Raw genomic sequence first — 22,448 nt, 5'->3', positions numbered from 1 at the left:
TCAGTCCTCCTCGGTTTGCAACTGCTCGAGGACGGCGGGGGGCATCTGCTGGCGCATCTCCTCGGGAAGCGAGTCGGGGCCGTCGGGGAGCGTCGAGATGTCGGTCGGGGTCGGTTCCAGGTCGGGACCGAACAGCTGGAGGGCGGTGTTGATCGTGGACCAGTCGTCGTTCTCGGCGGCATCCCGGAGTCCCCGGGTCGGTGCCGAGAGCAACTGACCGACCAGGGCGTCCGCCATCGACTCCAGCACCTCGCGCTCGTGGTCGGTGACGCCGTCGCCCTCGGATTCGAGCTTCGAGATGGCGGTGCGGAGTTCCCGGCCCTTGATTCGTTCGGCGCCCTCGTACATCGCGGCGATGACCTCGTCGGCGCGCTTCCGCTTGTACTGCTCCAGCAGGCGGTCGAACTCCTCGTCGATCATCGCCTCGACCGTCTCGGCGGCCCGTCGGCGCTGTCGCCGGGTCTCGTCGGTGACCGACTCCAGGGCGTCGAGGTCGCGGACCGCAACGTCGTCGAGGCTCTCGGCGTCGGGGGCCACGTCTCGCGGTTGAGCGAGGTCGACGACGAACGTCTCGCCGGCCGTCGAGAGTGCCTCGCGGTCGACGATGTGTTCGTCACTGCCGGTGGCGGTGATGAGGATGTCGGCCTCCGCGGCGGCGACCGGGACGGCGTCGATGCCGACGGCGGCGCCCTCGCAGTCGAGTTCGTTGACGACGTGTTCGGCGTGCGGAATCGTCCGATTGGCGACGACGACGCGGTCGGCCGGATCGGCCACCGACCGGGCGGCCAGCGTCGCTATCTCGCCGGCGCCGACCACGAGTACCGTCGCGCCCTCGAGGTCGCGTTCGGCTTCGGCCAGCCGGACGGCTGCCGAACCCAAAGAGAGGACACCCTCGTTTATCTCGGTCTCGTCGCGGGCCCGCTCGCCGACGTGCAGCGCCTTGAGGACGGCGTCGTCGAGCGTCGGGCCGATGCCGCCGGCTGCGCGGGCCTCCTCGTAGGCCTCCCGGACCTGCCCGATTATCTGGTCCTCGCCGAGGACGAGCGACTCGAGTCCGCACGCGACCCGCATCAGGTGCTGCAGGCTGGCCTCGTGGCCCAGCTCCCGCAGCGCATCGTCCCCGACCGCCTCGAAGTGCGAATCGAGCGTCCTCTTGGCCGTCGCCTCGTCGTCGGCGACGACGTAGGCCTCCGCACGGTTGCACGTCTGGAGGACGAACGCCTCAGAGACCCGCGGTTCCTCGAGGAGTTTCGAGACGGCCGCCCGCTGGCTCGCGGCGCAGGCCGCCTCTATGTCGGCGACGCCGGCGTGGCTGTGAGAGACGCTTACACCGGCGATTATCTCTGATCCCGTAGTCACTCGGTCTCACCTAGCGTCGAATCGGCGACGTCGTCTACCGTTCGCCCGACCTTGGACCCTCCCGTACCTAAATCCTTCCAAACCCTCGGCGATCCCACGGCCGCCCGCACGGCTTCCCGCCGGCGCTCCGGGGCGACCCCGCGGGCTTTCAACTCCGCCCGCAGGTCCGCAGTGGCGGCGGCGAGTTCGCCCGCACCCTCGATTTCGGTCTCGATGCGCTTCCGTAGCTCCCGGGCCAGCGCCGGACTCGCCCCGCCCGTCGAGATAGAGACCGTCACGTCGCCGTCCCGGACCGTCGCGGGCACGACGACGCTGCCCGCGTCGCGCCCGCCCGCCCGGTCGGCCCGGTTGACGAGGACACCGCGCTCCCTGGCGGCCGCCTCGACGGCCTCGTTGACCGCCTCGTCGTCGGTCGCCGCGACCGCGAGCGCCGGGTCGGTCCGGTCGAACCAGCCGGCGACGTCGCCCGGATTCGGCGCCGCCCGCACCGTCTCGGCACCGCCGTAGTCGTCGGCCGGAAACTCCGGGCCGACGACGACGACCGACGCCTCGCGGACGAACCGGCGGGCCTTCCGTGCGCCGACCGGCCCGCCGCCGAACACCAGCACCGTCTCGTCCGTGAAATCGTGGTACAGCGGTATCACGACGACTCACTCCGTGTTCGCGTCGGCTCGCTCGGCCATCCTGATGCCGGTCTTCTTGAGGATTCGCGTCGAGAACAGCGTGTCCCAGTCGTCGGCGCCGACGTCCCAGTACTCGTCCATCGTCGATTTGACCTCCCGGATGCGCTGGTCGCTTTCGGCCTCCGAGCGGCCGTGCGTCATCGCGAAGAAGTTGTACGGCCACACGCCCTCGTGGCGTGGCCGCCGGTAGCAGTGCGTGACGAAATCCAGGGAGGCGACCGCCGGCCCCACCTCCTCGACGAGGCCGTCGGGCACGTCCCAGACGGTCATCCCGTTTTCGGTGTAGCCCAGCGCGTAGTGGTTCGGGACGACACCGACCCGCCGGACCTTCCCCTCGGCGTCGAACCGCTTTATCGTCCGCCGGACCCACGCCGGGTCGGCGCCCAGTTCGTCGGCCACGTCGGCGTACGGCGTCGGCGTGACCGGCAGGCCGTCCTGAATGGCGACGACGAGGTCCCGTTCCTCGGGCGTCAGCGTCTCTCGGTCGACCGGTTCGACGTCCGGCCCCAGCCCCGAGAGGTCGACGCCGCCCTCCGGGACCGGTCCGTCCAGCAGGAACTTCGCCTCGACCCGGAACTCCTCCCGTTTCGGGAGGTTGTACGTTTCCTGGCCCGTCTCCGCCTCGATGTCGGCGAGGACGCGCTTGACGGCGTCGGGATCGGCCACCGAGACGACGAACCACATGTTCAGGTGGGGGTGTTCCCGCTCGTAGTTGTGTGCGACCTCCCGGTGGGCGTTGACCTGCTCGGCCACCGCCTCGAAGCGCTCCTCGGGGGCGTGCATCGCCACGAGCGTCGCCGCGCCGCCGATCTCCTGGGCGTCGATGAGGGCGCCGAACCGCGTGAGGACGCCCTCCTCGTCCAGTTCGCGGACCCGTTCGAGGAGTTCCTCGGCAGTCACGTCGACGCCGCGGTCCCGCAGCGCCGCGGCCGCAGGTTCGAACGGCGACTCGACGACCGGAAACCCGCCCTGGAAGGCGTTGAGGACGGCCCGGTCGAGACGGTCAAGTCCCGCAGTCTCGGTCATTGTCGGCGGTTCGGGTTTCCCGGCAATAAGATGCCCGTTCGCGGCGGCTTCGACCGGGCGACAGCCGGCGCCGGTGTCAGTCCCCGCGGACGCCGGTGGCGTCGAAGCCGAGTTCTTCGACGCCCTCGACGATGGCCGTCTGGTCGGCGTCGGCCTCGTAGTAGAACACCACGTCGTAGGTGCCGTCCCGCATGAGTTGCTGGCACTCCCAGACGAACTCCTCCTCTTCGAGCGTGCGGCCCTGGTGCTGGTTGACGCCGAAGCGCTCGTCGTCGTTGCCCGAGTAAACGTACGTTTCGCCCGGGTCGATGCCCGCGGCCTCGCTGATGACGTCGCCGACGTCCAGCGTCGCCTGGTGGAGTGTCGGCTCCTCGTCGCCGGACAGCCCCGTGCGGACGATGACGCCGTTCAGCCGGATGTCGCCGGGTTCCAGGAGCGCCTCCGTCCGCCGGTAGAGGTCGTCGTCGATAGCGTCGCTCATACCTACGGGTCGCTACCGAGAGTAATACAGGTCACGGTCCGCGACGATCGTCGAGCCGTCCGCACCGTACCCGTTCGTCCACGCTGCCGTTCTCGCCGGGTTACAGCCGTTCGAGGTTCGTCGCTCGGGGACCCTTTTCGGCCTGTTCGATGTCGAACTCGACCTCCTGGCCCTCCTCGAGATCCGGTCCGCCGACGTCCTCCATGTGGAAGAAGACGTCCTCGTCGGATTCGTCAGTCTCGATGAAGCCGTAACCGCCCGTGTCGTTGAAGAAGTCAACCACGCCTTTCGCCATTGCAGGTGAGGGGTGGACGTGCCCGAATAAAAACCCTGCGGCTACATGACGGCAGAACGACGGGTCTCGGCGTCGAAATGCCGGTGTTCCCCGATCTGTGGCCCGGAACGCGGCATCCGGCTGGGACTCGGGGTTCCGCCGGGGGGTGCGGGGCGGTCGGTGGACGGTCGGTGCTGCGGTCCACCAGCACACTGATTTAGCTGGGGTGTTACGTGCCTGATAGATGGTTCGAGGAGTCCAGCGGCGACTGGAGGGCGTCTACGAACGCCTGCTGGAACGGGAGATCTCCGGTGCGCCGACCCACGTCGCGGTCATTCAGGACGGCAACCGCCGGTACGCCCGAAAGCAGGGCGAAGAGAAGACCGAGGGCCACCGGGCCGGCGCCGACACGACCGAGCAGGTGCTGCGGTGGTGCGGCGACCTCGGTATCGAGGAACTCACCCTCTATGCGTTCTCCACGGAGAACTTCGAGCGCCCGCCCGACGAGCAGGAGGCGCTGTTCGACCTCATCACCGAGAAGCTACGGACCTTCGCCGACGGCGAGGAGGTCCACGACCGGGAGGTCCGCATCCAGGCCATCGGCGAGACCCACCGGCTCCCCGACCGGGTCCGCGACGCCGTCGAGTACGCCGAGCGCCGGACGGCCGACTACGACGAACTCTACCTGAACGTCGCCCTGGCCTACGGCGGCCGCGCCGAACTGCTCGGCGTCGCCCGCGATGTCGCAAGCGAGGCCGCCGCCGGCGACATCGCGCCCGAGTCCGTCGATGTCGCCGAGATAGAGCGGCGCCTGACCACTGGCCCGGCGCGGGCCGTCGACCTCATCATCCGCACCGGCGGCGCCGAACGGACCTCGAACTTCCTCCCGTGGCAGGCTAACGGCAACGAGGCCGCCGTCTACTTCTGTACGCCCTACTGGCCGGAGTTCTCCCGTGTGGACTTCCTGCGGGCGCTGCGGACCTACCAGGCCCGACAGGAGTCGTGGCGACGGACCCGCGCCCGCCGAGCCGCCGCCCTGCTGCGGGCCGTCGGCGACGTCGAACTCGAGGAGGCACGCCGCGTCGTCGGCCGGTTCCGGGACCGCTCCGAGGACGACGAGTCGGCCGACCTCCTCGATGTCGAGACCGCGGACTGACACCGCCCTCTTTCGTCGGGGTTCCTCGCGCCGTGTGCTTCGGCCTAACGGAGGGTGTCGTAGAACTATTCCCAGGGGGTTACTTTCACTCTCACCTCAGAGAGGTAGCCGAACGAACGTGGCTGCTTAATGGTCGTCATCCACTTCTCGTTTTAACTCTTGTACTTCCTGTTCCAGTTCCTCGATTCGTTCGTCGCTATCATCTTCGGTGTAGAGACCAAGTACTCCCACAAGGAATGCGATGAATAGTCCGATGAAACCCCCTATTGGGCCCCCAAGCACTAAACCGAAAATACCGGCTGCCCCTGGTAGAACGCCGAGACCGATGAAATCGTTCATATCAATCACACCATCTGTTGATATTTAAACCTTGAGGGGAGTGGGTTCGCTTCTCTGCAGGGGCCCCCTCTATCGAACGGTTCACGGCCAGTCGGACTGGGTATGTGAACCATTTTATCACACTCTACCTACCGGCCGAACTACTGGGAGACTCGCCTCGCTCGTCTCCCGACGTTCGGCCTACCGGCCGAACCGCCGCTGCCGTTCCTGGTAGTCCCGGACCGCCCGCAGGAAGTCCCGGCGGCGGAAGTCCCGCCAGTTGACGTCGGTGAAGTACAGTTCCGAGTAGACCGACTGCCAGATGAGGAAATCCGAGAGCCGTTCGGCGCCCGTCTTGATGACCAGGTCCGGCGGCGTCTGGAAGACGAGACGGCGCTCGATTTCGGCCTCGTCGACGGCCTCGGAGTCGAGGTCGCCCGCCGCGGCGTCCTCGGCTATCTGCCGGACGGCGCTGGCGAACTCCTCGCGGCCGCCGAGACCGATGGAGACCTGCACCGGCGCGTCGGCGGCGTCGTCGGCGTCGGGCCCGCGAACCGCCACCTCGCGGGGACTCTCCAGGTCCGACAGCGTGTTCCGGAGCGTCGGGACGGCGGCCTGATCGAGGACGCTCACGTAGATGAGCACGCGCTCGGCATCGGCCTCGAAGGCCCACTCGAGAAACGACGACAGCGTCTCGTAGGCGCCCTGTTCGAGCAGGTCCTGTTCGGTGATGACCAGCGCGATTCGCTCGGGGACGGTGGCGTCGCTCCACCGAACCCGGGCGGCCAGATAGCGGTCGTACAGGCCCACGTCCGGAGGTCCACCTCGAGCGGCCTCAACGTGTCGGTCCGCGGCCACGCCTTCGGGAAGGTTAAGTGGGCGACGACGGAATCTCGGGCCGTGACTGGCGACGTACGTCGGGCCGTCGGCTTCTTCCTCGTCGGGGCCATCGGCCTGATCGCGCCGCTGCTCGACGGCCACGCCGACGAGACGCTCGCGGCCGTCGGCACCGTCGCGCCCTTCGTACTCGTCGCCGTCGTCGCCCTGGTCTCCCGGGAAGGGCGGCTCTTCGAGACCTTCGCCCACGAGGGTGACCGGGAGGAGGGCCGGCTCTACGGGCTGGCGTCGTTCGCGCTCGCGGTGGCCGGACTCGCCATCCTCACCGTCGGGTTCGATCTCCCGACGACCGGCTTCGTCGCCGCCGTGTTCGTCTTCACGACCGGCAACCTCGCACAGGATTTGCTAGCCCGACGAATCCCGGGAGCGGTGGCAGGGACGACCGCCTTCGCCGCCGTCGGGACCCTCGGCGGCGTCGCCTCGATGTCCGTCGCCGGCCTCCTGGGGGCGGCGACCCCCTCGCCGCCGCTCGCCGTCTTCGTCGCGGCCAGCGGCGCCCTCTTGGGGGCGCTCATCCGCTCGGCGCTGTACATCCGGGACGACTCGCTCGTCCTGCTGTCCGGGGGGCTGGTCATCTGGCTGTTGATAGAACTGGAGGCCGGAACGCCGGGGCCCTCGCTGGGCCGCGTCGCGGCCGGCCTCGCGCTCACCGTCGCGCTCGGCTACGTCGCCTACGCCCTGGGAACGGCGTCGATCACCGGCATGCTGACCGGCGTCCTGCTGGCGTTCTTCGCCGTGGTCCTGGGCGGCTACGGCTGGTTCGTTCTGCTGGTGACGTTCTTCGGGCTGGGCGGGCTGGCCTCGAAGTACCGCTACGACGAGAAGCTCGAGCGCGGCATCGCCCAGGAGAACGAAGGCGCTCGCGGCAGCGGCAACGTCCTGGCGAACTCGGCGGTGGCGCTCGTCGCGGTGATCGCCTACGCCGCCAGCGACCACGTCGGCATGGACGCCTCGCTGTTCCGCGTCGCCTTCGCCGGGGCCGTGGCTGCCGCCCTGGCCGACACCTTCTCCAGCGAGTTCGGCGGGCTCTTCGATTCGCCGCGGCTGATAACGACCTTCGAACGGGTCGCCCCCGGAACCGACGGCGGCGTCACCTGGCAGGGAGCGGTCGCCGGGCTGGCTGGCGCGGCCGTAATCGGCGGGTTGGGTGGCATCTTCTTCGGATTCACGCTCGTAGCGATCGCGCTCGTTGCGCTCGCCGGCTTCGCCGGCATGACCGTCGACAGCGTCCTCGGCGCGACGCTGGAAGGGGGCCGCCTCGACAACCAGAGCGTGAACCTGCTGGCGACGCTGTCGGCGGGGCTGATCGCGGCCGCCGGCGGTGCACTGCTGTGACCGTCCGGGCGCCAACGACCGGCGAGACGCCGGCGATACGCTCGCTGCAGGCGCTCCTGACGCATGCCGACCCCGAGTTGATCGACGCCGCACTCGAGGGGCCGTTCCACTGTCGCGTCGCCGTCGAGTCGGGAGACATCGTCGGCTACGCCATCGCACTCCCCGGCGACGAGACGACCGTCTCGGAGCTAGTCGTTGCCCCCGAGCACCGCCGGGAGGGACACGGCCGCGACCTCCTGGACGCGGTGGCGGCGGCCGCCGACGCCGACCGACTCGTCGTGACGACGCCCGCGAGCGACGACGATGCAGTCGCGTTCTACCGGGCGCTGGACTTCGAGAAGGAGGCGCGACTCGAGGGTTTCTACGGCGACGGCGACGCGCTACGCCTCGTTCGCCGCGAGTAGCTGGTCGGCCGTCCGGACGCGGACGCTCGTCGGCTGCTTGACGAACTCGCCCGTCGAGGCGGCGACGACCTGGCCGACGCCGCGCTGTGCGGCCACGTCGAGGACCCGCTGGTCGAGTTCGCCGTCGAGGACGACCGCCGCGGGCGTCTCCTCGGCGTCGGCCACGAGGTCGAACGCCTCCCCGGCGTCGCCCTCCGCCAGCGTCCCGAAATCGGCGTCGAGCAGCCGGACGCGGCCCGTTTCCGCCTCGACGACCTCCCGGACGTGCCCTGGGAGGGTCTCCGGGTCGGTCGTCCCGTCCGTGTCGGCCGTCGAACCGTCGGCATCGGCATCCGCGGACGCACCGTCGACCTCGGACGCTTCGGGCGCCGCCTCCGGTTCCTCGGCGTCCTCGTGGGTCGGGTCGTCGTCGGCCCCGTCGTCGACTGAGGCATCGGTCTCGCCGGCCGAATCGCCCCTCGTGGGTCCGGTCGGCGAGTCCGTTGCCGGGGCTGCTGCCCCGGAAGCTTCCGAGGAAGCGCCGTCCGGGCCAGCGGGCACGGCACCGGCGGCGGCCACCTCGCTCGGACTCTCCAGTTCGGCGGCCCGGTCGTAGGGCACCTTCTCCCGGAGGGCGGCCATCACCTCCCGGCGGGCGAGGTCCTCGACGGAGCGGCCCTCCGGGGCGAAGGCGACGTAGTCGACGTCGCCGACCTGGGCCAGTTCCTTCAGGATGAGTTCGCCGCCTCGGTCGCCGTCGAGGAAGGCGGTGACGGTCCGCGCTTCGGTGAGGTCCGCGATAGCCTCGGGGACGTCGGTGCCCTCGACCGCGACGGCGTTCTTGATGCCGTAGCGGAGCAGCGTCAGCACGTCGGCCCGACCCTCGACGACGACGATGGCGTCCGAATCGACGACGTTCGGGCCGGCGGGCAGCCCCTCGTACTCGCTTATGTCTTCGACGCGCACCGCCTCCCGGACCTCCTCGACGAGGTCGCGGCTGGAGCGCATCGACTCGTCGAAGGCGTCCGTCAGCAGCGTCTTGGCGCGCTCGACGACCTCACGGCGCTTCGCCGCGCGGACGTCCTCGATGCGGCGGACCTCGATGGTCGACCGGCAGGGTCCGACCCGGTCGATGGTCTCCAGGGCCGCCCCGAGGATGGCCGTCTCGACCTGGTCGAGGCTGGTCGCGATGGTGATGCGGCCGAACGACTGGCCGTTCTCCGAGTCGATTTCGACGTCGATGCGGCCCACCTTCGAGGAGTCCTGCAGCTCCCGGAGGTCCAGTTCGTCGCCGAGCAAGCCCTCGGTCTGCCCGAAGACCGCGCCGACGACGTCCGACCGCTCGACCACTCCGTTCGCCGTGATGTCCGCGTGAACGAGGTATTTGGCTGTGTCTTGCATTGGTGAACTGCCCGTCACCGGGCGTGAATCGTGATGGTGAATCCATGAGTGACCCCATGGGCATCTTAAATACGTCGAGCGCGACACATAAACCATGCGACCTGTTGACGGGCCGTTTATCTCGGCGGGCGCCGACCGCCGGGTATGGGAATCGAACTCGACGATGTCGACCCCGCAACCTTCCTCGAGGACGTCGAGATGCGGGTCGGCGAGGTGACGAGTGCCGAACCGTTCCCCGAAGCGCGGAAGGACCTCTACAAACTGACCGTCGACTTCGAGAGCGAGACGCGACGGTCGGCGGCGGGCCTGACCGACAACTACGACCCCGACGACCTCGTGGGCCAGCAGGTCGTCGCCGTCGTCAACCTCGGAACCGTCACCGTCGCCGGCTTCGAAAGCGAGTGTCTCGTCACCGGCGTTGATGACGGCGACGGCGGCGTCGTCCACCTCCAGCCCGAACGCGAGGTGCCCAACGGGACCCGCGTCTACTGACTCTGAAGAGGATTGTTCTTCGACCGCGGCGATTGTGGAATGTTTAGCAAGACTTAGGCCGATACGGACGAAAAACGTCGCCACAGATGGTTTCGAGAGCCGAACGGTACGGGTGGGCGCTCGTGGCGGCGGTGCTGGTCGCGCTCGCGGTGCCGTGGTTCCTCTGGGGCGACGGCAGGACGGCGCTGGGACTCCCGCTGTGGCTTTGGTGGCACGTCGGCTGGATGGTGCTCGCCTCGGCCCTCTTTTGGCTGTTCACGGAACGCGCCTGGGGGCTCGGCGTCGGGGAGGTGGCGTAGATGGTGGCCGTGGAACTCCTCGTCATCGTCGGCTACCTCCTCGTGGCGCTCGCGGTCGGGCTGGTCGCCTACCGGCTGACCGAGAACACCGCCGAGGACTACTACCTGGCCTCCCGCTCGCTGGGCACCGTCGTCCTGCTGTTTACCACGTTCGCCACGCTGCTGTCGGCGTTCACGTTCTTCGGCGGGCCGAACCTGGCGTACGGCAACGGTCCCGAGTGGATACTCGTGATGGGGCTGATGGACGGGATTCTCTTCGCGCTGCTGTGGTACCTCGTCGGCTACAAGCAGTGGCTCGTCGGGAAACGCGAGGGCTACGTCACGCTGGGAGAGATGCTCGGCGACCGGTTCGGCTCGACGGGCCTTCGGGTACTCGTGGCCGCCGTCTCGCTGTTCTGGCTGCTGCCGTACGTGATGCTCCAGCAGAAGGGCGCCGGCCAGGCGGTCGTCGGCCTCACTGACGGCGCGGTCCCGTTCTGGGTCGGCGCCGGCGGCATCACGCTGTTCATGATAGCCTACGTCGTCGCCAGCGGCATGCGCGGCGTCGCCTGGACGGACACCCTCCAGGGGGTGTTCATGCTCGTCCTCGTGTGGGGCGCGCTGGCGTGGATACTCGCAGTCGTCGGCGGCCCGACGGCCGCCACCGAGGCGCTCGCCGAGAGCAACCCCGAGTTCCTCGCGCTGGGCGGCGGCCTCTACTCGCCGCAGTTCGTCGTCGGCACCGCCGTCTACATCGCCTTCGGCGTCACGATGTTCCCGCAGATCAACCAGCGGTTCTTCGCCGCCGGTTCCGAGACGGTGCTCAAGCGGACGTTCACGCTGTGGCCCGTCCTCGTCCTCCTGCTCTTCGTCCCGGCGTTCCTGCTGGGAACGTGGGCGGCCGGCCTCGGCGTCGCCGTCCCCGAGGGGAGCAACGTCGTCCCCCTCCTGCTCCGGGAGTTCACGCCGGCCTGGTTCGCGGCGCTGGTCATCGCCGGCGCGCTGGCGGCGATGATGTCCTCCAGCGACTCGATGCTGCTGTCGGGGTCGTCGTACTTCACCCGCGACGTCTACGGACCCATCGCCGGCGAACCCGACCGCGAGGCGCTGCTCGGCCGCGCCGTCGTCGTCGTCTTCGCGCTGGCCGGCTTCGTCCTGTCGCTGTCGGCGCCCGGCACCATCGTCGAGATCGGCAACACCGCCTTCGGCGGGTTCGCACAGCTGGCCGTGCCGGTCATCGCGGCACTGTACTGGACCCGGACCACCCGGACCGGCATGGTCGTCGCCATCGCCGGCTCGCAGCTGTTCTACCTCGGCAACCTCGCGGCCGTCGTCTTCTTCGGCGTCGCCGACAGCATGGCCGCCCTCGGCGCAGCTTACTACCTCGGGTGGCACCCCGGGATTCCCGGCATAGCGCTGTCGCTGTTGCTCGTGGTCGGGGTCTCCGCGCTCACCGCCCGCGCACCGGGCGAGGACGTCGACCGGTTCGCCGTCCAGCGGGCCGATTGAGGCCATCCCTTCGGGGTGACGCTACCTTCTTGCCGGTGGAGGCCCTCTGCTGAACCCGTGTCCGAAAACGACCGTGCCGGGAACCCCTCCCGGGGGCTCGAGCGGGTCGGTCTCGGCGACGTCCACCCCTGGGTGTTCGCCGCCCACGCCGTCGTCGCCGTCGGCGCGTTCGCCCTCGGCGGTATCGGCCTCCTCGAGGGGGCCGGCCTGGGGGCGGTCCCCGTCATCGGCGTCGGCGTCCTGATACTCGTCCTCGGCCGGTCGGTCGGCCGTCTCGCGGCGCGTCGATGAACGGTCCCACCGAACGACGAACTGACGAACCATGACCGGAATCGCCTCGGAGGACTGGCCGCCGCTCGTCGCCGCCTCGCTGGTGCTGGTCCTCGGCAACGTCGTCGGCTTCCTCAACGGCTGGACTGTCCACCTGACCATCCTGTTCGCGCCGCTGGCCGTCGTCGCCTTCGGCGTCGTCCGCTACGCCCTCCACGGGAGCCCGCTGCCCGACGCACTGCGGGACACCTGAACGATGGCCCGACGCACCCGTGCCGTCGTCACCGTCGCGGATTCCGAGCGGTCGCTGGAACTGGCGGCCGACGTCGCCGCCTCCCTCGACGTCGAGGCGGGCGAGGCGGTTCGCGTCCTCGACGGGGTCGGCGGGTCGACCGTCCGGCGAGCCGGCACCGACGACGCACTCGAGGCCGGGACGGTACGGCTGGCCCCCGGAATCGCTGACGACCTCGGCGTCGAGTCGGGCGCCACGGCGCTGCTGGAGCCGACCTCCCCGGTCCCGGCGGAGACCGTCGAGGTGGCGCCGGTACCCGGCCTCTCGCTTTCGGGCGGCGAGGGAGCGGTCCGGGAGGCGGTCGGCAGGCGTCCCCTCGCCCCCGAGGACGAACTCGAGGTGTCGTTCCTCGACGGGACGCTGTCGGTCCCGCTGCGGGTGACCGAGACGCGGCCCGACGGCCTGGTCGTCGTCGACGAGACGACGACCGTCGAGTTGACGGACGGGCCCGCCCCCACCGCGGCCAGGCGGCGCGTCGAACCGGTCGGTCCCGACGCCGTCGGCGGCTACGAGTCGACCATCGAGGAACTCGACGCCGCTGTCGTCGCGCCGCTGACCGACGACGAGCGGTTCGCCGCCCTCGGCGGCACGGGACGGGCGGGCGTCCTGCTCGTCGGCCCGGGCGGCGTCGGCAAGACCCACCTCCTCGGGCACGCGGTCTGGCGGGCGAACGCGACCGTCCATTCGGTGGACGCGCGGGCCCTGCCGCCGGGCGACCCAGACGCCGTCGACGAGAGGCTCCGCGCGGCCGGCGCGGCCGTGTCGGGATACGGTCCCGGCGTCGTCCACCTCGACGGCCTGGACGACTTCCTGGCCGACGTCGCCGACAGCGCGGGCGCCGCCCGGTTGCGGGAGTGGCTCCGCGGCGTCGCCGACGAACCCGGCGTAGTCGTCGTGGGCGAGGCGCGAACGGCCGACGATGTGCCGGCGTCGTTCCTGCGCGGCGACCTCCTCGCCCGGACGGTTCGGGTCGGCCGGCCGACAGACGACGACCGGGCCGCGATCCTCGCGGTCGCCACCCGGGACACGCCGGTCGACCCGTCGGTCGACGTCGGTTCGGTCGGGCGCCGGGCGTTCGGCTACGTCGCCGCCGACCTGCTGGTGCTGCGGTCCCGGGCGGTCGAGGCGGCGGCCGACCGTGCGGCCGACGGCCGGCCAACGGTCACCGCTGCGGACTTCGAGACGGCGCTTTCGGCGACGGGACCGCGGGAACTCGAGGGGACGCGTCGGCAGGTACCGACGACGGCCTTCGAGGATGTCGGCGGTCTCGACGCCGCGAAGCGCGAGCTCCGTCGGGCCGTCGAGTGGCCGCTGCGGTACCCCGAGGCCTTCGAGTCCGTCGGCATCGACCCGGGCGGGGGCGTCCTGCTGTACGGGCCGCCCGGCACCGGCAAGACGATGCTGGCGCGGGCGGTGGCCTCGACGACCGACGCGAACTTCGTCTCCGTCAGCGGTCCCGAACTGATGAACAAGTACGTCGGCGAGAGCGAGCGGGCCGTCCGGACGGTCTTCGAGCAGGCGCGGGCCAGCGCCCCGACGGTGATCTTCTTCGACGAGGTGGACGGCCTCGGGTCGGCCCGCTCGACGGACGGCGACGGCTCGGCGCCCGAGCGGGTCGTCTCGCAGCTGCTCACCGAGATGGACGGGATCGGCGGGCCCGACGGCGTCACGGTCGTCGGCGCGACGAACCGCCCCGACCGGCTCGACGACGCGCTGCTGCGGCCGGGACGCTTCGACCGCCTCGTCGAGGTGCCGATTCCCGACGAGACCGGCCGGGCCGAGATATTCCGCGTCCACACCCGGGACCGGCCGGTCGAGGACCTCGACTACGGGGCGCTCGCGGCCCGAACCGAGGGCTACACCGGCAGCGACATCGAGGCGGTCGTCCGGGAGGCCGGTCTGTTCGCCATCGAGGAGGACATTGAGGACCCGGCGGCGGGCGGCGAGGACGACCTCGTCGTTCGCCGCCGGCACTTCGAGCGGGCACTGGAGGCCGTCGAGCCGTCCGTTTCGGCCGACGAGCGGGCCTACTACGAGTCGCTGGACGACCGCCTCGGTCACTCGAAGGACCGTTCCTCGTGAAGTCGTAGCACCGAGACGGCGACGCCGAGGAAGGCGAGGAACTCGACGGCCAGCAGCGACCAGAACGCGACCCAGAAGCTCAGCCCGAACGACCGCAGCGCCGGCAGCGCGAACAGCCCCACCAGCGCGACGGCGACGGAGGCGACGAGTCCGACGACCGCACGGACGTTCAGTTCCTCGACGGCCAGTTCCTCCTCGCCGTTGGTCATGCGTGTGACTCCCTCGTTGGCACCCGAAAAAACGGGTTCGGTTGGCGGGCGTCGCTCCTCAGTCCGCGGCCGCTTCCTCACTGGACGGGGTCGGAGCCGACTCCTCGCCGACGATGGCGCGACTGCGGAGCAGGATGAAGCCGAAGCCGACCTTGGCGGTCACGTCCAGTACCATGAACAGCAGCGTCTCGGTGAAGAGGCCGACCGCGGCGACCCCTTCGGTCCCCACCAGCCACACGATGGGGTACAGCGCCCACGTCACCAGTATCAGGTTCCGGAGGACGTTGAACGTCGACTTCGAGTCCTCGTCGAGGTCCGAGGCTGCCTCCGAGAACACCACGAACAGGAAGTACAGCAGGAACAGCATCGCGATGGTGCTGATGGTCCAGAAGGCGTACCGCGCGATGGGGACCTTCATCAGCGTCGCGGCCAGCCCCGTGACGATCATGAACGCGTCGAGACCGACGAGGGCCCCGATGTCGCGGTTGCTGGCGCCCGCCAGCAGCCCGATGTCGAGCAACAGCAGCGGCGTCGTGAACAGCCAGTCGGCGTACCGGGCCCAGTAGACGTCGACGACCCGCCCGTTCGTGAGCGGGACCTCCGTCAGGCCGAACCCGAAGAACATCGACAGGTACGACGCCGCCGCGATGCCCGGAATCAGGATGGTGATGATGTAGAACTCCTTCTGCCGGGGGTCCTGCACGCCCCAGCCCTGCGCGATGAAGTACACCATCCCGAGCAGCATCAGCACCGTTCCGAGGGCCAGCCAGACGCCCTCGCCTTCTACGCCCAGTTCCCCTGCCGCTTGCATCACCTGGAACATACATGTTGCAATAGTTGCGCCATTGCTAAGAGAATACTACCAAACCTGTTGGGCTCGAACTGTCAGCGGTTCCGAAAACGGACACGCACTTCCCTTACCAGTAGATTGATTCGAGAAAAGGCCGTACATTTCCGTATGGCGGACGACAGCCCGGCCGACGAGGAAGAACTCGACGTCGAGACCGAGGCGTCCATCGAGGCCAGCGAGACGGAATCGACGTCCGAGGCGGTCCTGGACGTCGAGGCCGTCGAACAGCGCCAGCGGAGTCTCGAGGACCTGCAGGAGACCGTCGCCGAACAGAACGAGCGCATCGAGGACCTGGAGGGGCTCCTACTGGACCTCTCGACCCGCGTGGCCGACGGCGACGGCACCGGCGTCTGCCCGGACTGTCACGGGCCGGTCGTCAAGCGGAACCCCTGGTTCCGCAGCGCGCGAATCGAGTGCGCGAGTTGCGAGCGCGTGTTCCACGAGTACTGAGGACCGCGGAAACCGCCCGGTCGGCCGCGCTCAGTCGTCCGCGGCGGCCACCGCGTCGCCGTGGCTCACCTCGTCGCCCAGCAGGTCCATGAAGCCGGCCAGCCACTCGGGGTGGTCCGGCCACGCCTGGCCGGTGACGAGGTTGCCGTCCGTCACGACGCCGTCGACCCACGAACAGCCCGCCGCCTCGCACTCCGGTCGAACGGCCGGGTACGACGTCATCTCGTAGCCGTCCAGCACGCCCGCGGCCGCGAGTATCTGTGGGCCGTGACACAGCGCCGCCACCGGCTTGTCCGCCTCGAAGAAGTGCTGGACCGCCTCGATGACCGGTTCGTGGGTCCGGAGGTACTCCGGCGCGCGCCCGCCCGGCACGCAGAGCGCGTCGTAGTCCGCGGGGTCGACATCGGCCATCGTCGCGTTCAACTCGAAGTCGTGGCCCCGCTCCTCCAGGTAGGTCTGGTCGCCCCGGAAGTCGTGAATCGCCGTCTTGATCGTCTCGCCGGCCTCCTTCTCCGGACAGACCGCGTCGACATCGTGGCCGACCGTCTGCAGCGTCTGGAACGGCACCATTATCTCGTAGTCCTCGCCGAAGTCGCCGACTATCATCAGGATGTCCTTGCTCATTGGTACCACCATCCTAGACGTAGGGCGCGCTGGCGGATAAAACCGCAGGTGCCCGTGGCCCCCACGGAGGTAGCTTTACGCCGGGCGTCCGATTCGGGGCGACCGGCGCGAGAGCCACCTGCGCCCTCAGAGCGCGTCCGCTCGCTCGGGACCCACCCACGGAAAGGCGTAGACCGAGCGGCCTCGCCGGAGGCTCCCGCCGGGACCTCACAGACGGGCTTTCGCCCGCTCGATCCCGCTTCTGACGATCCGTACCGCCCCGTACAGTGTGAGAAGAGCGGCTCCGACCACCATCCCGGTGCGTGCGGGTTCCAGCATCGGAAACGAACTGTATCGACCGACCATGTGCAGGACTACCGCGACGAGCCAGAGGACGTACGCGCCGATAGCGACCCGGCGGAGGGAACTGCGGAGCTGTGACGTCTTCATGCGACCCCGTGTGAGACGGCGCGCTCTCGTTTCTGAAGTGCGCTACGATGTACTTCCACCGCCGGGAGAGGCGCCGCGTATCGACACCGGTGCCCCCGGATCGGGTCCGGGTCACGACCCGGTTCGGCCACCCGTCCGATTTCACCGCCGAGGGCCTCTCCGGTCGCCCCCCGTTCGGCTCGCCACGGCAGACCGAAGTCGTTAATCCCCCGGTCGGCACATACACGCTCAATGGTGCGCCGAGCCACCACGCCCGTTCTCGTACCCGTAGGGGCCTCCACGCCCCACTAACAGTATCCCTTGACGCCCGTACCGTTTCCGACCGACCGCGACCCGACAGATATGAGCGACACACAGGACACAGCGACCGACGAACCGGACGCCGACCGACAGCTACCGGCGGAGTACGACCCCGAGGAGATAGAGCCCGACTGGCAACGACAGTGGGTAACCGACGGTACCTACGCCTATCGGGAAGACGCCGACACCCGCTTTACGATCGACACGCCGCCGCCGACGGTGTCGGGAAACCTCCACATGGGCCACCTCTATCAGTTCACCCTCCAGGACATCGTCGCCCGGTATCACCGGATGGCCGACGATACGGTCTACTTCCCCTTCGGATACGACGACAACGGCATCGCCTCCGAGCGTCTGACCGAGCGGGAACTGGGGATCCGCCATCAGGACTTCTCCCGGCGTGAGTTTCAGGAGAAGTGCCGGGACGTGTGCACCAGCTACGAGGAGGAGTTCACCGAGGACGTCCAGTCGCTCGCCATCTCCGTCGACTGGGACAACACCTACAAGACCATCGAGCCACGCGTCCAGCGGATCTCTCAACTCTCCTTTCTGGACCTCTACGAGCAGGGACGGGAGTACCGCAAGCGCGCGCCGACCATCTGGTGTCCGGACTGCGAGACGGCCATCTCGCAGGTCGAACAGGAAGACGAGGACAAGGCCACGACGTTCAACGACATCGCCTTCGACCTGGTCGCCGACGTCGACGGCCCGGTGTCCGGCGAGGAGCGTTTCACCATCTCCACGACGCGCCCGGAGTTGCTCCCGGCGTGTGTCTCCGTCTTCGTCCACCCCGAGGACGACGAGAACCGGCACCTCGTCGGCGGGACCGCCCGCGTGCCCCTGTTCGAGCAGGAGGTTCCCATCATGGCCGACGACCGCGTCGACACGGAGACGGGCTCCGGGGTAGTGATGTGCTGTACGTTCGGCGACCGAAACGACATCGAGTGGTACCAGGCCCACGACCTCGACCTCCGTCTCGCTATCGACGAGTCGGCGACGATGACCGAAATCGCCGGCGACTACGAGGGTATGTCCACGACGGAGGCCCGCCAGGCCATCGTCGAGGACCTCGATTCGGCGGGCTATCTGCTCGAATCCCGGCCCCACGACCACACCGTGCAGGTCCACGAACGCTGTGGCGTCGAGGTCGAGTATCTCGTCACCGAGCAGTGGTACATCGAACTGCTCGACCGGAAAGACGAGTACCTCCAGGCGGGCCGGGAGATGGACTGGTACCCCGAGAAGATGTTCAGTCGTTACAAACACTGGATCGACGGCCTGGAGTGGGACTGGTGTATCTCCCGCCAGCGCGACTCGGGCATCCCGATCCCGGTCTGGTACTGTGCGGACTGTGGCGACCCGGTCGTGGCCGACCGCGAGTCCCTCCCCGTCGACCCGCTCTCGGCGGACCCGCCGGTCGATAGCTGTCCGACCTGTGGCCACGACGACTTCGTTCCCGAGGAGGACGTCTTCGATACGTGGGCGACGTCGTCGCTGACGCCGCTGATCAACGCCGGGTGGGACTGGGACGCCGACCGGCAGGACTTCGTCATGGAGATGCCGGAACTCTACCCGTTCGACCTCCGGCCGCAGGGCCACGACATCATCTCCTTTTGGCTGTTCCACACCGTCGTCAAGTGTTACGAGCACACCGGCGAGGTGCCCTTCGAGAACGTGATGATAAACGGGATGGTGCTGGACGAGAACCGCGAGGCGATGTCCAAATCCAAGGGCAACGTCATCCCGCCCGGCGAGGTGCTGGAGAACTTCCCGGTCGACGCCGCCCGCTACTGGGCCGCCGGCACCTCCATCGGTGACGACTTCCCCTACAAGGAGGGCGACCTCGAAGCCGGCGAACGGCTGCTACAGAAGCTCTGGAACGCCTCCCGGCTGGTCGACCAGTTGACGCCCGCCGACGCGCCCGACGAGCCGGCCGACCTCTCGGCGGTGGACCGCTGGCTGCTGGCCGAACTCGACGCCACCGTCGAGTCCGTCACGGCGAAGTTCGACGACTACGCTTTCTCGAAGGCCCGCAACGAACTCCGGTCGTTCTTCTGGAACACGTTCTGTGACGACTATCTGGAGATCGCAAAGCAGCGACTTTCGGCGGGCGGCGACACCTCGACGGAGTTCACGCTCGTTCGTGCCCACCGGACGTTCCTGAAGCTGTTTGCACCCTTCCTCCCGCACGTCACGGAGGAGCTGTGGCGCCGACTGTACGACGCCGACCGGTCCGTCCACACGACCGACTGGCCCACCGCTGGCGGCTACGACGCGGATCTGGTGGCCGGCGAGACGGCCATGGAGGTCGTCTCCGCGCTCCGGCGATACAAGACCGAGCGCGGCCTGCCGCTGAACGCCGACCTCGAACACGTCGAGGTCTACGGTCACCTCGGGGGCCTGGCCGAGGCCGTCGCGGAGACGATGCACGTCGAGCGACTAGACACCTACGACGAGGCTCCCGACGTCACGACCGAGATCAGCGACATCGACCTCGATTACTCCGTCGTCGGGCCGGAGTTCGGCAGCGACGTCGGCGCCATCGACGACGCCATCGCGTCTGGCGAGTACGAGATCGACGGCGACACCCTCGTCGTCGCCGGCGAGTTCGAACTCGGCCCGGACCTGTTCGAAATCGAGGAGTCCCGGAGCTACTCCGGTGAGGGCGAGATGACGGAAACCGAAAACGCCGTCGTCGTCGTCCGATCCGACGAGGGGTGATGGCCGACCCCCTCCTCGTCGCCGCCGCCGGGTTCGTCGGCCTGCAGTTTCCGGCTGCCGTCCTCGTCTGGCTCGACGCCAGACGCCTGAACCTCGAACGACCGGGGCGGTACCCCGTCGCTATCGCCACCGTCCTGCTGTTCGGCTGGCTGGTACTCGCCGCCTACATCGAGCGGCGCGACGAGTTGCCCCGCGCCGACGAACGGGAGACGGTCGAGCCGCCCGCCACGGAGGGGTGGACCGCGGACGACCGGCTCGTCTACGCCGTCGAACTCGGGGGAGTCACGCGGTTCCCGCGTCGCCTGCGGTACTGGGTCGCCGGTCTGAGCCGCCCGGTCTGGTGGGGCTGGTTCGTGGTGGTGCCGGCAGTACTGCTCTGTGCGATACTGCTCGGTTTTCGACGCCTCACCCTGCTTTACATCTGGTTTACGCTGCTGTCGTGGGTCTCCGTCTGGCAGCTCTCGGGCTGGGGGACGGACGCCCTGGTGACGGTAGACCCCGATGCTGCCGTGCTCTGTATCGTCCCGCTCGGTGGCGACCCCACCGACGAGCGATCGGAGTACGGTCTGGCGGAACTGGACTCGGCGCGGTTCGTCGACGCTGGCGAGTACGTGACCATCGACTGCCGCTACGAGACGTGGTTCCTGCTTCGGCCCGGCACGCTCTTCGTCCCGGCGCTGCTGGCCGACGAACTCGGGGCCGCTCTGCGAGCCTGCGGCGTGACCGTCCACGGAGCGGTCGGAGACGGCGAGACGCGGGCCCTCTCCACGCTGACCGATTCGACCGTCGCCTGGTTTCGCTCGGTGACGACGCTTTCGGCGCTCGTGGCGGGTCCGCTCGTGGCGCTACTCCTCTGAGCGCCGCCGGGGTGCCGAAACTGGTGGTTTTTATGAATACCACCCCGACGTACCGGGTATGCAGACCCACATCGTCCCGGTCGGGTTCGATTACGACCGGCTCATCGCGCCGCTGGTCAGGGACCAGCTAGATGTCGACCGGGTCGTCCTCCTGGAGGGCGCCGTCGGCAGCGAGGCCAACGTCGAGTACTCCCGGCGGCTGGCGGAGAAACTGGACCAGGATTTCACGAACCTGCTGGGCGCCGAGACCGAGCGGGTCGTCGTCGAGGACGTCTACGACTACGACGCGGCCTTCGAGCAGGCCTACGACCTCGTCAACACGGAACTGGACCGCGGCGGCGGCGTCTGGGTCAACGTCTCGGCGATGCCGCGGACCGTCTCCTTCGCCTTCGCCACGGCGGCCCACTCCATCATGGTCGAACGGGAGGGCGACCGCGACCGCATCCACACCTACTACACGGTCCCCGAGAAGTACCTCGAGACCGAACTCGCCGAGGAACTGCGCGCCCAGACCGAACTGCTCGCCGACCTCCTCGAGGGCGACGTCAACGACGACCGCGTCGCCGAGCACCTGGAGGTCGCCCGCGAACTCCTCGCGGAGTTCGACGAGCGCGGCACCACCATCGGCGCAAAGAAGTTCGGCGACAGCCACGTCATCGAACTCCCGGTGGCCTCCTTCTCGAACGTCAAGCCCTTCGAGGAACTCATCCTGTTCACGCTGGGCGACCACGGCGAGTTCGAGTCCGTCTCGGAACTCGCACAGACGCTGGCACGCGAGCTGGGCGAGGAGTACACCGACTCCTTCCGCTCGAAGGTCATCTACAACGTCGACCGCCTCGGACCGGGCGGGAAGGGCTACATCGAACAGGAGGAACACGGCAAGTCCTATCGGACGCGGCTGTCCCGCATCGGCGAACTGTGGGTTCGCTCCCACGCCGACCAGTCGGAGTTGTAAGAACGTCGGGCGATTCGACCCGGCCCTCCGGAGAATCGTCCACCGATCGTTCCTCCGCCGATGCAGGTGATCGTCCGAATCGACGGAGTGCGCGGAGGCGAACCTGCTATACGTTCCCCCAGTCGGTGACGTGGGTGACGGTCCTGTTTGTCAGATCGACTCCGACGGAGTATTGCGCCTCTTCGCTGTCGGCAGGGCTAATCCGGACGACCGCCCGGTCGGCGACGTGGGACGGCTCCCGCTCTACCGTGACGGAATCGTCGGATTCCTCGACCGTGACGTTCCCGACCAGAACGGAATCTCCGGTGTGGTTCAGCTCATCGACATCGAACTCGACTGTGGTCGTCCGCATCTCCTCAGCGTCGATCCTCTCGACGGGGTCGACGGTGAAATCCGGATCATCGACCGTTTCGAGGTGTGAGGCGACCGTCTCGTTGTTCCGGGCGATTTCGATTGCGCGCTCCCGTTCGCGCTGTGTCAACGGGTCCGATTCGTGCTCCGTGACCGTGATTTCCGTTCGGTTTTTGACAATCTCGATATCGCTCGTCTCCGAGACGTTCTCCATCAGCACGACGTCGTTCCCGCCGTCGGAGACTGTTAGGTTGGTCCTCGCGACGCTGACCTCTGCTATCCGGTCGTCGTCCGTGTTGCTGTTCCCGATCCCGAGCGCGACCCCTACTCCCGCCAGCGTGATGCCGACCGCCGCTAGGACTCCGAGCAGGAGGATGCGTGTCCGCTTGCCTCGCATGTTACACTGTTCGGTGAAAGGCCTCATCACCGCTGTGATGAAACTCGTTCGAAACGTGTTTCAAAGGCG

At 68.6% G+C, this 22,448-nt stretch carries 26 protein-coding genes; 13 read left to right on the top strand and 13 right to left on the bottom strand.

What is annotated here, in order from left to right:
- From hemA to NLF94_RS12685, 5 genes are all read right to left on the bottom strand, one after another.
- Complete coding sequence (gene hemA, locus NLF94_RS12705) at nt 1-1,359, bottom strand: glutamyl-tRNA reductase (RefSeq protein ID WP_254837998.1); 1,359 nt, start codon at nt 1,357-1,359, stop codon at nt 1-3.
- Complete coding sequence (locus NLF94_RS12700; RefSeq protein WP_254837997.1) at nt 1,356-2,003, bottom strand: precorrin-2 dehydrogenase/sirohydrochlorin ferrochelatase family protein; 648 nt, start codon at nt 2,001-2,003, stop codon at nt 1,356-1,358. The genes hemA and NLF94_RS12700 overlap by 4 nt, the downstream gene beginning before the upstream one ends.
- Nucleotides 2,004-2,009: 6 nt before the next feature.
- A complete protein-coding gene (ahbB, locus tag NLF94_RS12695; RefSeq protein ID WP_254837996.1) occupies nt 2,010-3,068 on the bottom strand; it encodes a siroheme decarboxylase subunit beta in 1,059 nt (352 codons plus the stop codon).
- A 76-nt stretch (nt 3,069-3,144) separates the two neighbouring features.
- Complete coding sequence (locus tag NLF94_RS12690) at nt 3,145-3,549, bottom strand: DUF5778 family protein (protein WP_254837995.1); 405 nt, start codon at nt 3,547-3,549, stop codon at nt 3,145-3,147.
- Nucleotides 3,550-3,649: 100 nt separating this feature from the next.
- A complete protein-coding gene (locus tag NLF94_RS12685; protein WP_254837994.1) occupies nt 3,650-3,844 on the bottom strand; it encodes a cold-shock protein in 195 nt (64 codons plus the stop codon).
- A 223-nt stretch (nt 3,845-4,067) separates the two neighbouring features.
- On the opposite strand from NLF94_RS12685, the gene uppS reads away from it, so the two are divergent.
- A complete protein-coding gene (uppS, locus tag NLF94_RS12680; RefSeq protein WP_254837993.1) occupies nt 4,068-4,979 on the top strand; it encodes a polyprenyl diphosphate synthase in 912 nt (303 codons plus the stop codon).
- Nucleotides 4,980-5,105: 126 nt separating this feature from the next.
- On the opposite strand, the gene NLF94_RS12675 is transcribed toward uppS, so the two are convergent.
- Both NLF94_RS12675 and NLF94_RS12670 read right to left on the bottom strand, forming a co-directional pair.
- On the bottom strand, nt 5,106-5,318 hold the full coding sequence (locus tag NLF94_RS12675; RefSeq protein ID WP_254837992.1) for a hypothetical protein: 213 nt from the start codon (nt 5,316-5,318) through the stop codon (nt 5,106-5,108).
- Nucleotides 5,319-5,498: 180 nt separating this feature from the next.
- The gene (locus NLF94_RS12670) at nt 5,499-6,107 is read right to left on the bottom strand and encodes an undecaprenyl diphosphate synthase family protein (protein ID WP_254837991.1); all 609 of its coding nucleotides are present in this window, start codon (nt 6,105-6,107) and stop codon (nt 5,499-5,501) included.
- 90 nt (nt 6,108-6,197) lie between these two features.
- Here NLF94_RS12670 and NLF94_RS12665 point away from each other — a divergent pair, with 90 nt between their 5' ends.
- Nucleotides 6,198-7,529: a DUF92 domain-containing protein gene (locus NLF94_RS12665; protein WP_254837990.1), complete on the top strand. Its 1,332-nt coding sequence runs from the start codon at nt 6,198-6,200 to the stop codon at nt 7,527-7,529.
- Entirely contained in the window at nt 7,526-7,933 is a 408-nt protein-coding gene (locus NLF94_RS12660) for a GNAT family N-acetyltransferase (protein WP_254837989.1), read from the top strand. The genes NLF94_RS12665 and NLF94_RS12660 overlap by 4 nt, the downstream gene beginning before the upstream one ends.
- Here NLF94_RS12660 and dnaG read toward each other — a convergent pair.
- Nucleotides 7,910-9,313 (bottom strand): DNA primase DnaG, encoded by a 1,404-nt coding sequence (dnaG, locus tag NLF94_RS12655; protein WP_254837988.1) that lies wholly within the window; start codon nt 9,311-9,313, stop codon nt 7,910-7,912. The two genes, NLF94_RS12660 and dnaG, sit on opposite strands and share 24 nt — an antisense overlap.
- Before the next feature lie 144 nt (nt 9,314-9,457).
- Between dnaG and NLF94_RS12650 the strand changes: the two genes are divergently transcribed.
- The 6 genes from NLF94_RS12650 (at nt 9,458) to NLF94_RS12625 (ending at nt 14,236) form a co-directional block, all read left to right on the top strand.
- Entirely contained in the window at nt 9,458-9,805 is a 348-nt protein-coding gene (locus NLF94_RS12650; protein WP_254837987.1) for a tRNA-binding protein, read from the top strand.
- Nucleotides 9,806-9,891: 86 nt separating this feature from the next.
- Nucleotides 9,892-10,104 carry a DUF3311 domain-containing protein gene (locus tag NLF94_RS12645; RefSeq protein ID WP_254837986.1) on the top strand — a complete coding sequence of 71 codons (213 nt, stop codon included), beginning with the start codon at nt 9,892-9,894 and terminating at the stop codon, nt 10,102-10,104.
- Entirely contained in the window at nt 10,105-11,592 is a 1,488-nt protein-coding gene (locus NLF94_RS12640) for a sodium:solute symporter family protein (protein ID WP_254837985.1), read from the top strand.
- Between the two features lie 57 nt (nt 11,593-11,649).
- The gene (locus NLF94_RS12635; protein ID WP_254837984.1) at nt 11,650-11,883 is read left to right on the top strand and encodes a hypothetical protein; all 234 of its coding nucleotides are present in this window, start codon (nt 11,650-11,652) and stop codon (nt 11,881-11,883) included.
- A gap of 31 nt (nt 11,884-11,914) precedes the next feature.
- Nucleotides 11,915-12,115, top strand: a complete 201-nt coding sequence (locus NLF94_RS12630; RefSeq protein WP_254837983.1) for a hypothetical protein — start codon at nt 11,915-11,917, stop codon at nt 12,113-12,115.
- Nucleotides 12,116-12,118: 3 nt separating this feature from the next.
- The gene (locus NLF94_RS12625; RefSeq protein ID WP_254837982.1) at nt 12,119-14,236 is read left to right on the top strand and encodes an AAA family ATPase; all 2,118 of its coding nucleotides are present in this window, start codon (nt 12,119-12,121) and stop codon (nt 14,234-14,236) included.
- Here NLF94_RS12625 and NLF94_RS12620 read toward each other — a convergent pair.
- Complete coding sequence (locus tag NLF94_RS12620; RefSeq protein WP_254837981.1) at nt 14,212-14,445, bottom strand: hypothetical protein; 234 nt, start codon at nt 14,443-14,445, stop codon at nt 14,212-14,214. The two genes, NLF94_RS12625 and NLF94_RS12620, sit on opposite strands and share 25 nt — an antisense overlap.
- A gap of 58 nt (nt 14,446-14,503) precedes the next feature.
- Complete coding sequence (locus NLF94_RS12615) at nt 14,504-15,256, bottom strand: bacteriorhodopsin (protein ID WP_434085361.1); 753 nt, start codon at nt 15,254-15,256, stop codon at nt 14,504-14,506.
- A 147-nt stretch (nt 15,257-15,403) separates the two neighbouring features.
- On the opposite strand from NLF94_RS12615, the gene NLF94_RS12610 reads away from it, so the two are divergent.
- Nucleotides 15,404-15,745, top strand: a complete 342-nt coding sequence (locus tag NLF94_RS12610; RefSeq protein WP_254837979.1) for a hypothetical protein — start codon at nt 15,404-15,406, stop codon at nt 15,743-15,745.
- A 30-nt stretch (nt 15,746-15,775) separates the two neighbouring features.
- Here the strand turns inward: NLF94_RS12610 and NLF94_RS12605 are convergent, their stop codons facing one another.
- Nucleotides 15,776-16,369, bottom strand: coding sequence for a DJ-1/PfpI family protein (locus NLF94_RS12605; protein ID WP_254837978.1), 594 nt, complete (start codon nt 16,367-16,369; stop codon nt 15,776-15,778).
- A gap of 207 nt (nt 16,370-16,576) precedes the next feature.
- Nucleotides 16,577-16,798: a hypothetical protein gene (locus NLF94_RS12600; RefSeq protein WP_254837977.1), complete on the bottom strand. Its 222-nt coding sequence runs from the start codon at nt 16,796-16,798 to the stop codon at nt 16,577-16,579.
- A gap of 342 nt (nt 16,799-17,140) precedes the next feature.
- Between NLF94_RS12600 and NLF94_RS12595 the strand changes: the two genes are divergently transcribed.
- Genes NLF94_RS12595 through NLF94_RS12585 form a run of 3 tightly spaced genes read left to right on the top strand, consistent with a single transcriptional unit; the run spans nt 17,141 to nt 21,631 of the window.
- Nucleotides 17,141-19,819 carry a valine--tRNA ligase gene (locus NLF94_RS12595; RefSeq protein ID WP_254837976.1) on the top strand — a complete coding sequence of 893 codons (2,679 nt, stop codon included), beginning with the start codon at nt 17,141-17,143 and terminating at the stop codon, nt 19,817-19,819.
- Nucleotides 19,819-20,676, top strand: coding sequence for a hypothetical protein (locus NLF94_RS12590; RefSeq protein WP_254837975.1), 858 nt, complete (start codon nt 19,819-19,821; stop codon nt 20,674-20,676). The genes NLF94_RS12595 and NLF94_RS12590 overlap by 1 nt, the downstream gene beginning before the upstream one ends.
- 58 nt (nt 20,677-20,734) lie before the next feature.
- Nucleotides 20,735-21,631, top strand: a complete 897-nt coding sequence (locus NLF94_RS12585) for an HFX_2341 family transcriptional regulator (RefSeq protein ID WP_254837974.1) — start codon at nt 20,735-20,737, stop codon at nt 21,629-21,631.
- Between the two features lie 106 nt (nt 21,632-21,737).
- Here the strand turns inward: NLF94_RS12585 and NLF94_RS12580 are convergent, their stop codons facing one another.
- Nucleotides 21,738-22,379, bottom strand: a complete 642-nt coding sequence (locus NLF94_RS12580) for a hypothetical protein (protein ID WP_254837973.1) — start codon at nt 22,377-22,379, stop codon at nt 21,738-21,740.
- Between the last annotated feature and the right edge of the window lie 69 nt (nt 22,380-22,448).

Origin of the sequence: Natronomonas marina, assembly GCF_024298905.1 — an archaeon.
GTDB lineage: Archaea > Halobacteriota > Halobacteria > Halobacteriales > Haloarculaceae > Natronomonas > Natronomonas marina.
The sequence above is the reverse complement of the archived record's forward strand: the minus strand, read 5'-3'. Positions and strand labels throughout refer to the sequence as shown.

What these genes read in the sequence shown, in the direction of transcription:
- ahbB (WP_254837996.1), bottom strand. Translation starts at nt 3,068, where the DNA reads ATGACCGAGACTGCGGGACTTGACCGTCTCGACCGGGCCGTCCTCAAC.
- NLF94_RS12690 (WP_254837995.1), bottom strand. Translation starts at nt 3,549, where the DNA reads ATGAGCGACGCTATCGACGACGACCTCTACCGGCGGACGGAGGCGCTC.
- NLF94_RS12685 (WP_254837994.1), bottom strand. Translation starts at nt 3,844, where the DNA reads ATGGCGAAAGGCGTGGTTGACTTCTTCAACGACACGGGCGGTTACGGC.
- uppS (WP_254837993.1), top strand. Translation starts at nt 4,068, where the DNA reads ATGGTTCGAGGAGTCCAGCGGCGACTGGAGGGCGTCTACGAACGCCTG.
- NLF94_RS12675 (WP_254837992.1), bottom strand. Translation starts at nt 5,318, where the DNA reads ATGAACGATTTCATCGGTCTCGGCGTTCTACCAGGGGCAGCCGGTATT.
- dnaG (WP_254837988.1), bottom strand. Translation starts at nt 9,313, where the DNA reads ATGCAAGACACAGCCAAATACCTCGTTCACGCGGACATCACGGCGAAC.
- NLF94_RS12650 (WP_254837987.1), top strand. Translation starts at nt 9,458, where the DNA reads ATGGGAATCGAACTCGACGATGTCGACCCCGCAACCTTCCTCGAGGAC.
- NLF94_RS12645 (WP_254837986.1), top strand. Translation starts at nt 9,892, where the DNA reads ATGGTTTCGAGAGCCGAACGGTACGGGTGGGCGCTCGTGGCGGCGGTG.
- NLF94_RS12640 (WP_254837985.1), top strand. Translation starts at nt 10,105, where the DNA reads ATGGTGGCCGTGGAACTCCTCGTCATCGTCGGCTACCTCCTCGTGGCG.
- NLF94_RS12630 (WP_254837983.1), top strand. Translation starts at nt 11,915, where the DNA reads ATGACCGGAATCGCCTCGGAGGACTGGCCGCCGCTCGTCGCCGCCTCG.
- NLF94_RS12625 (WP_254837982.1), top strand. Translation starts at nt 12,119, where the DNA reads ATGGCCCGACGCACCCGTGCCGTCGTCACCGTCGCGGATTCCGAGCGG.
- NLF94_RS12620 (WP_254837981.1), bottom strand. Translation starts at nt 14,445, where the DNA reads ATGACCAACGGCGAGGAGGAACTGGCCGTCGAGGAACTGAACGTCCGT.
- NLF94_RS12615 (WP_434085361.1), bottom strand. Translation starts at nt 15,256, where the DNA reads ATGCAAGCGGCAGGGGAACTGGGCGTAGAAGGCGAGGGCGTCTGGCTG.
- NLF94_RS12610 (WP_254837979.1), top strand. Translation starts at nt 15,404, where the DNA reads ATGGCGGACGACAGCCCGGCCGACGAGGAAGAACTCGACGTCGAGACC.
- NLF94_RS12605 (WP_254837978.1), bottom strand. Translation starts at nt 16,369, where the DNA reads ATGAGCAAGGACATCCTGATGATAGTCGGCGACTTCGGCGAGGACTAC.
- NLF94_RS12600 (WP_254837977.1), bottom strand. Translation starts at nt 16,798, where the DNA reads ATGAAGACGTCACAGCTCCGCAGTTCCCTCCGCCGGGTCGCTATCGGC.
- NLF94_RS12595 (WP_254837976.1), top strand. Translation starts at nt 17,141, where the DNA reads ATGAGCGACACACAGGACACAGCGACCGACGAACCGGACGCCGACCGA.
- NLF94_RS12590 (WP_254837975.1), top strand. Translation starts at nt 19,819, where the DNA reads ATGGCCGACCCCCTCCTCGTCGCCGCCGCCGGGTTCGTCGGCCTGCAG.
- NLF94_RS12585 (WP_254837974.1), top strand. Translation starts at nt 20,735, where the DNA reads ATGCAGACCCACATCGTCCCGGTCGGGTTCGATTACGACCGGCTCATC.
- NLF94_RS12580 (WP_254837973.1), bottom strand. Translation starts at nt 22,379, where the DNA reads ATGCGAGGCAAGCGGACACGCATCCTCCTGCTCGGAGTCCTAGCGGCG.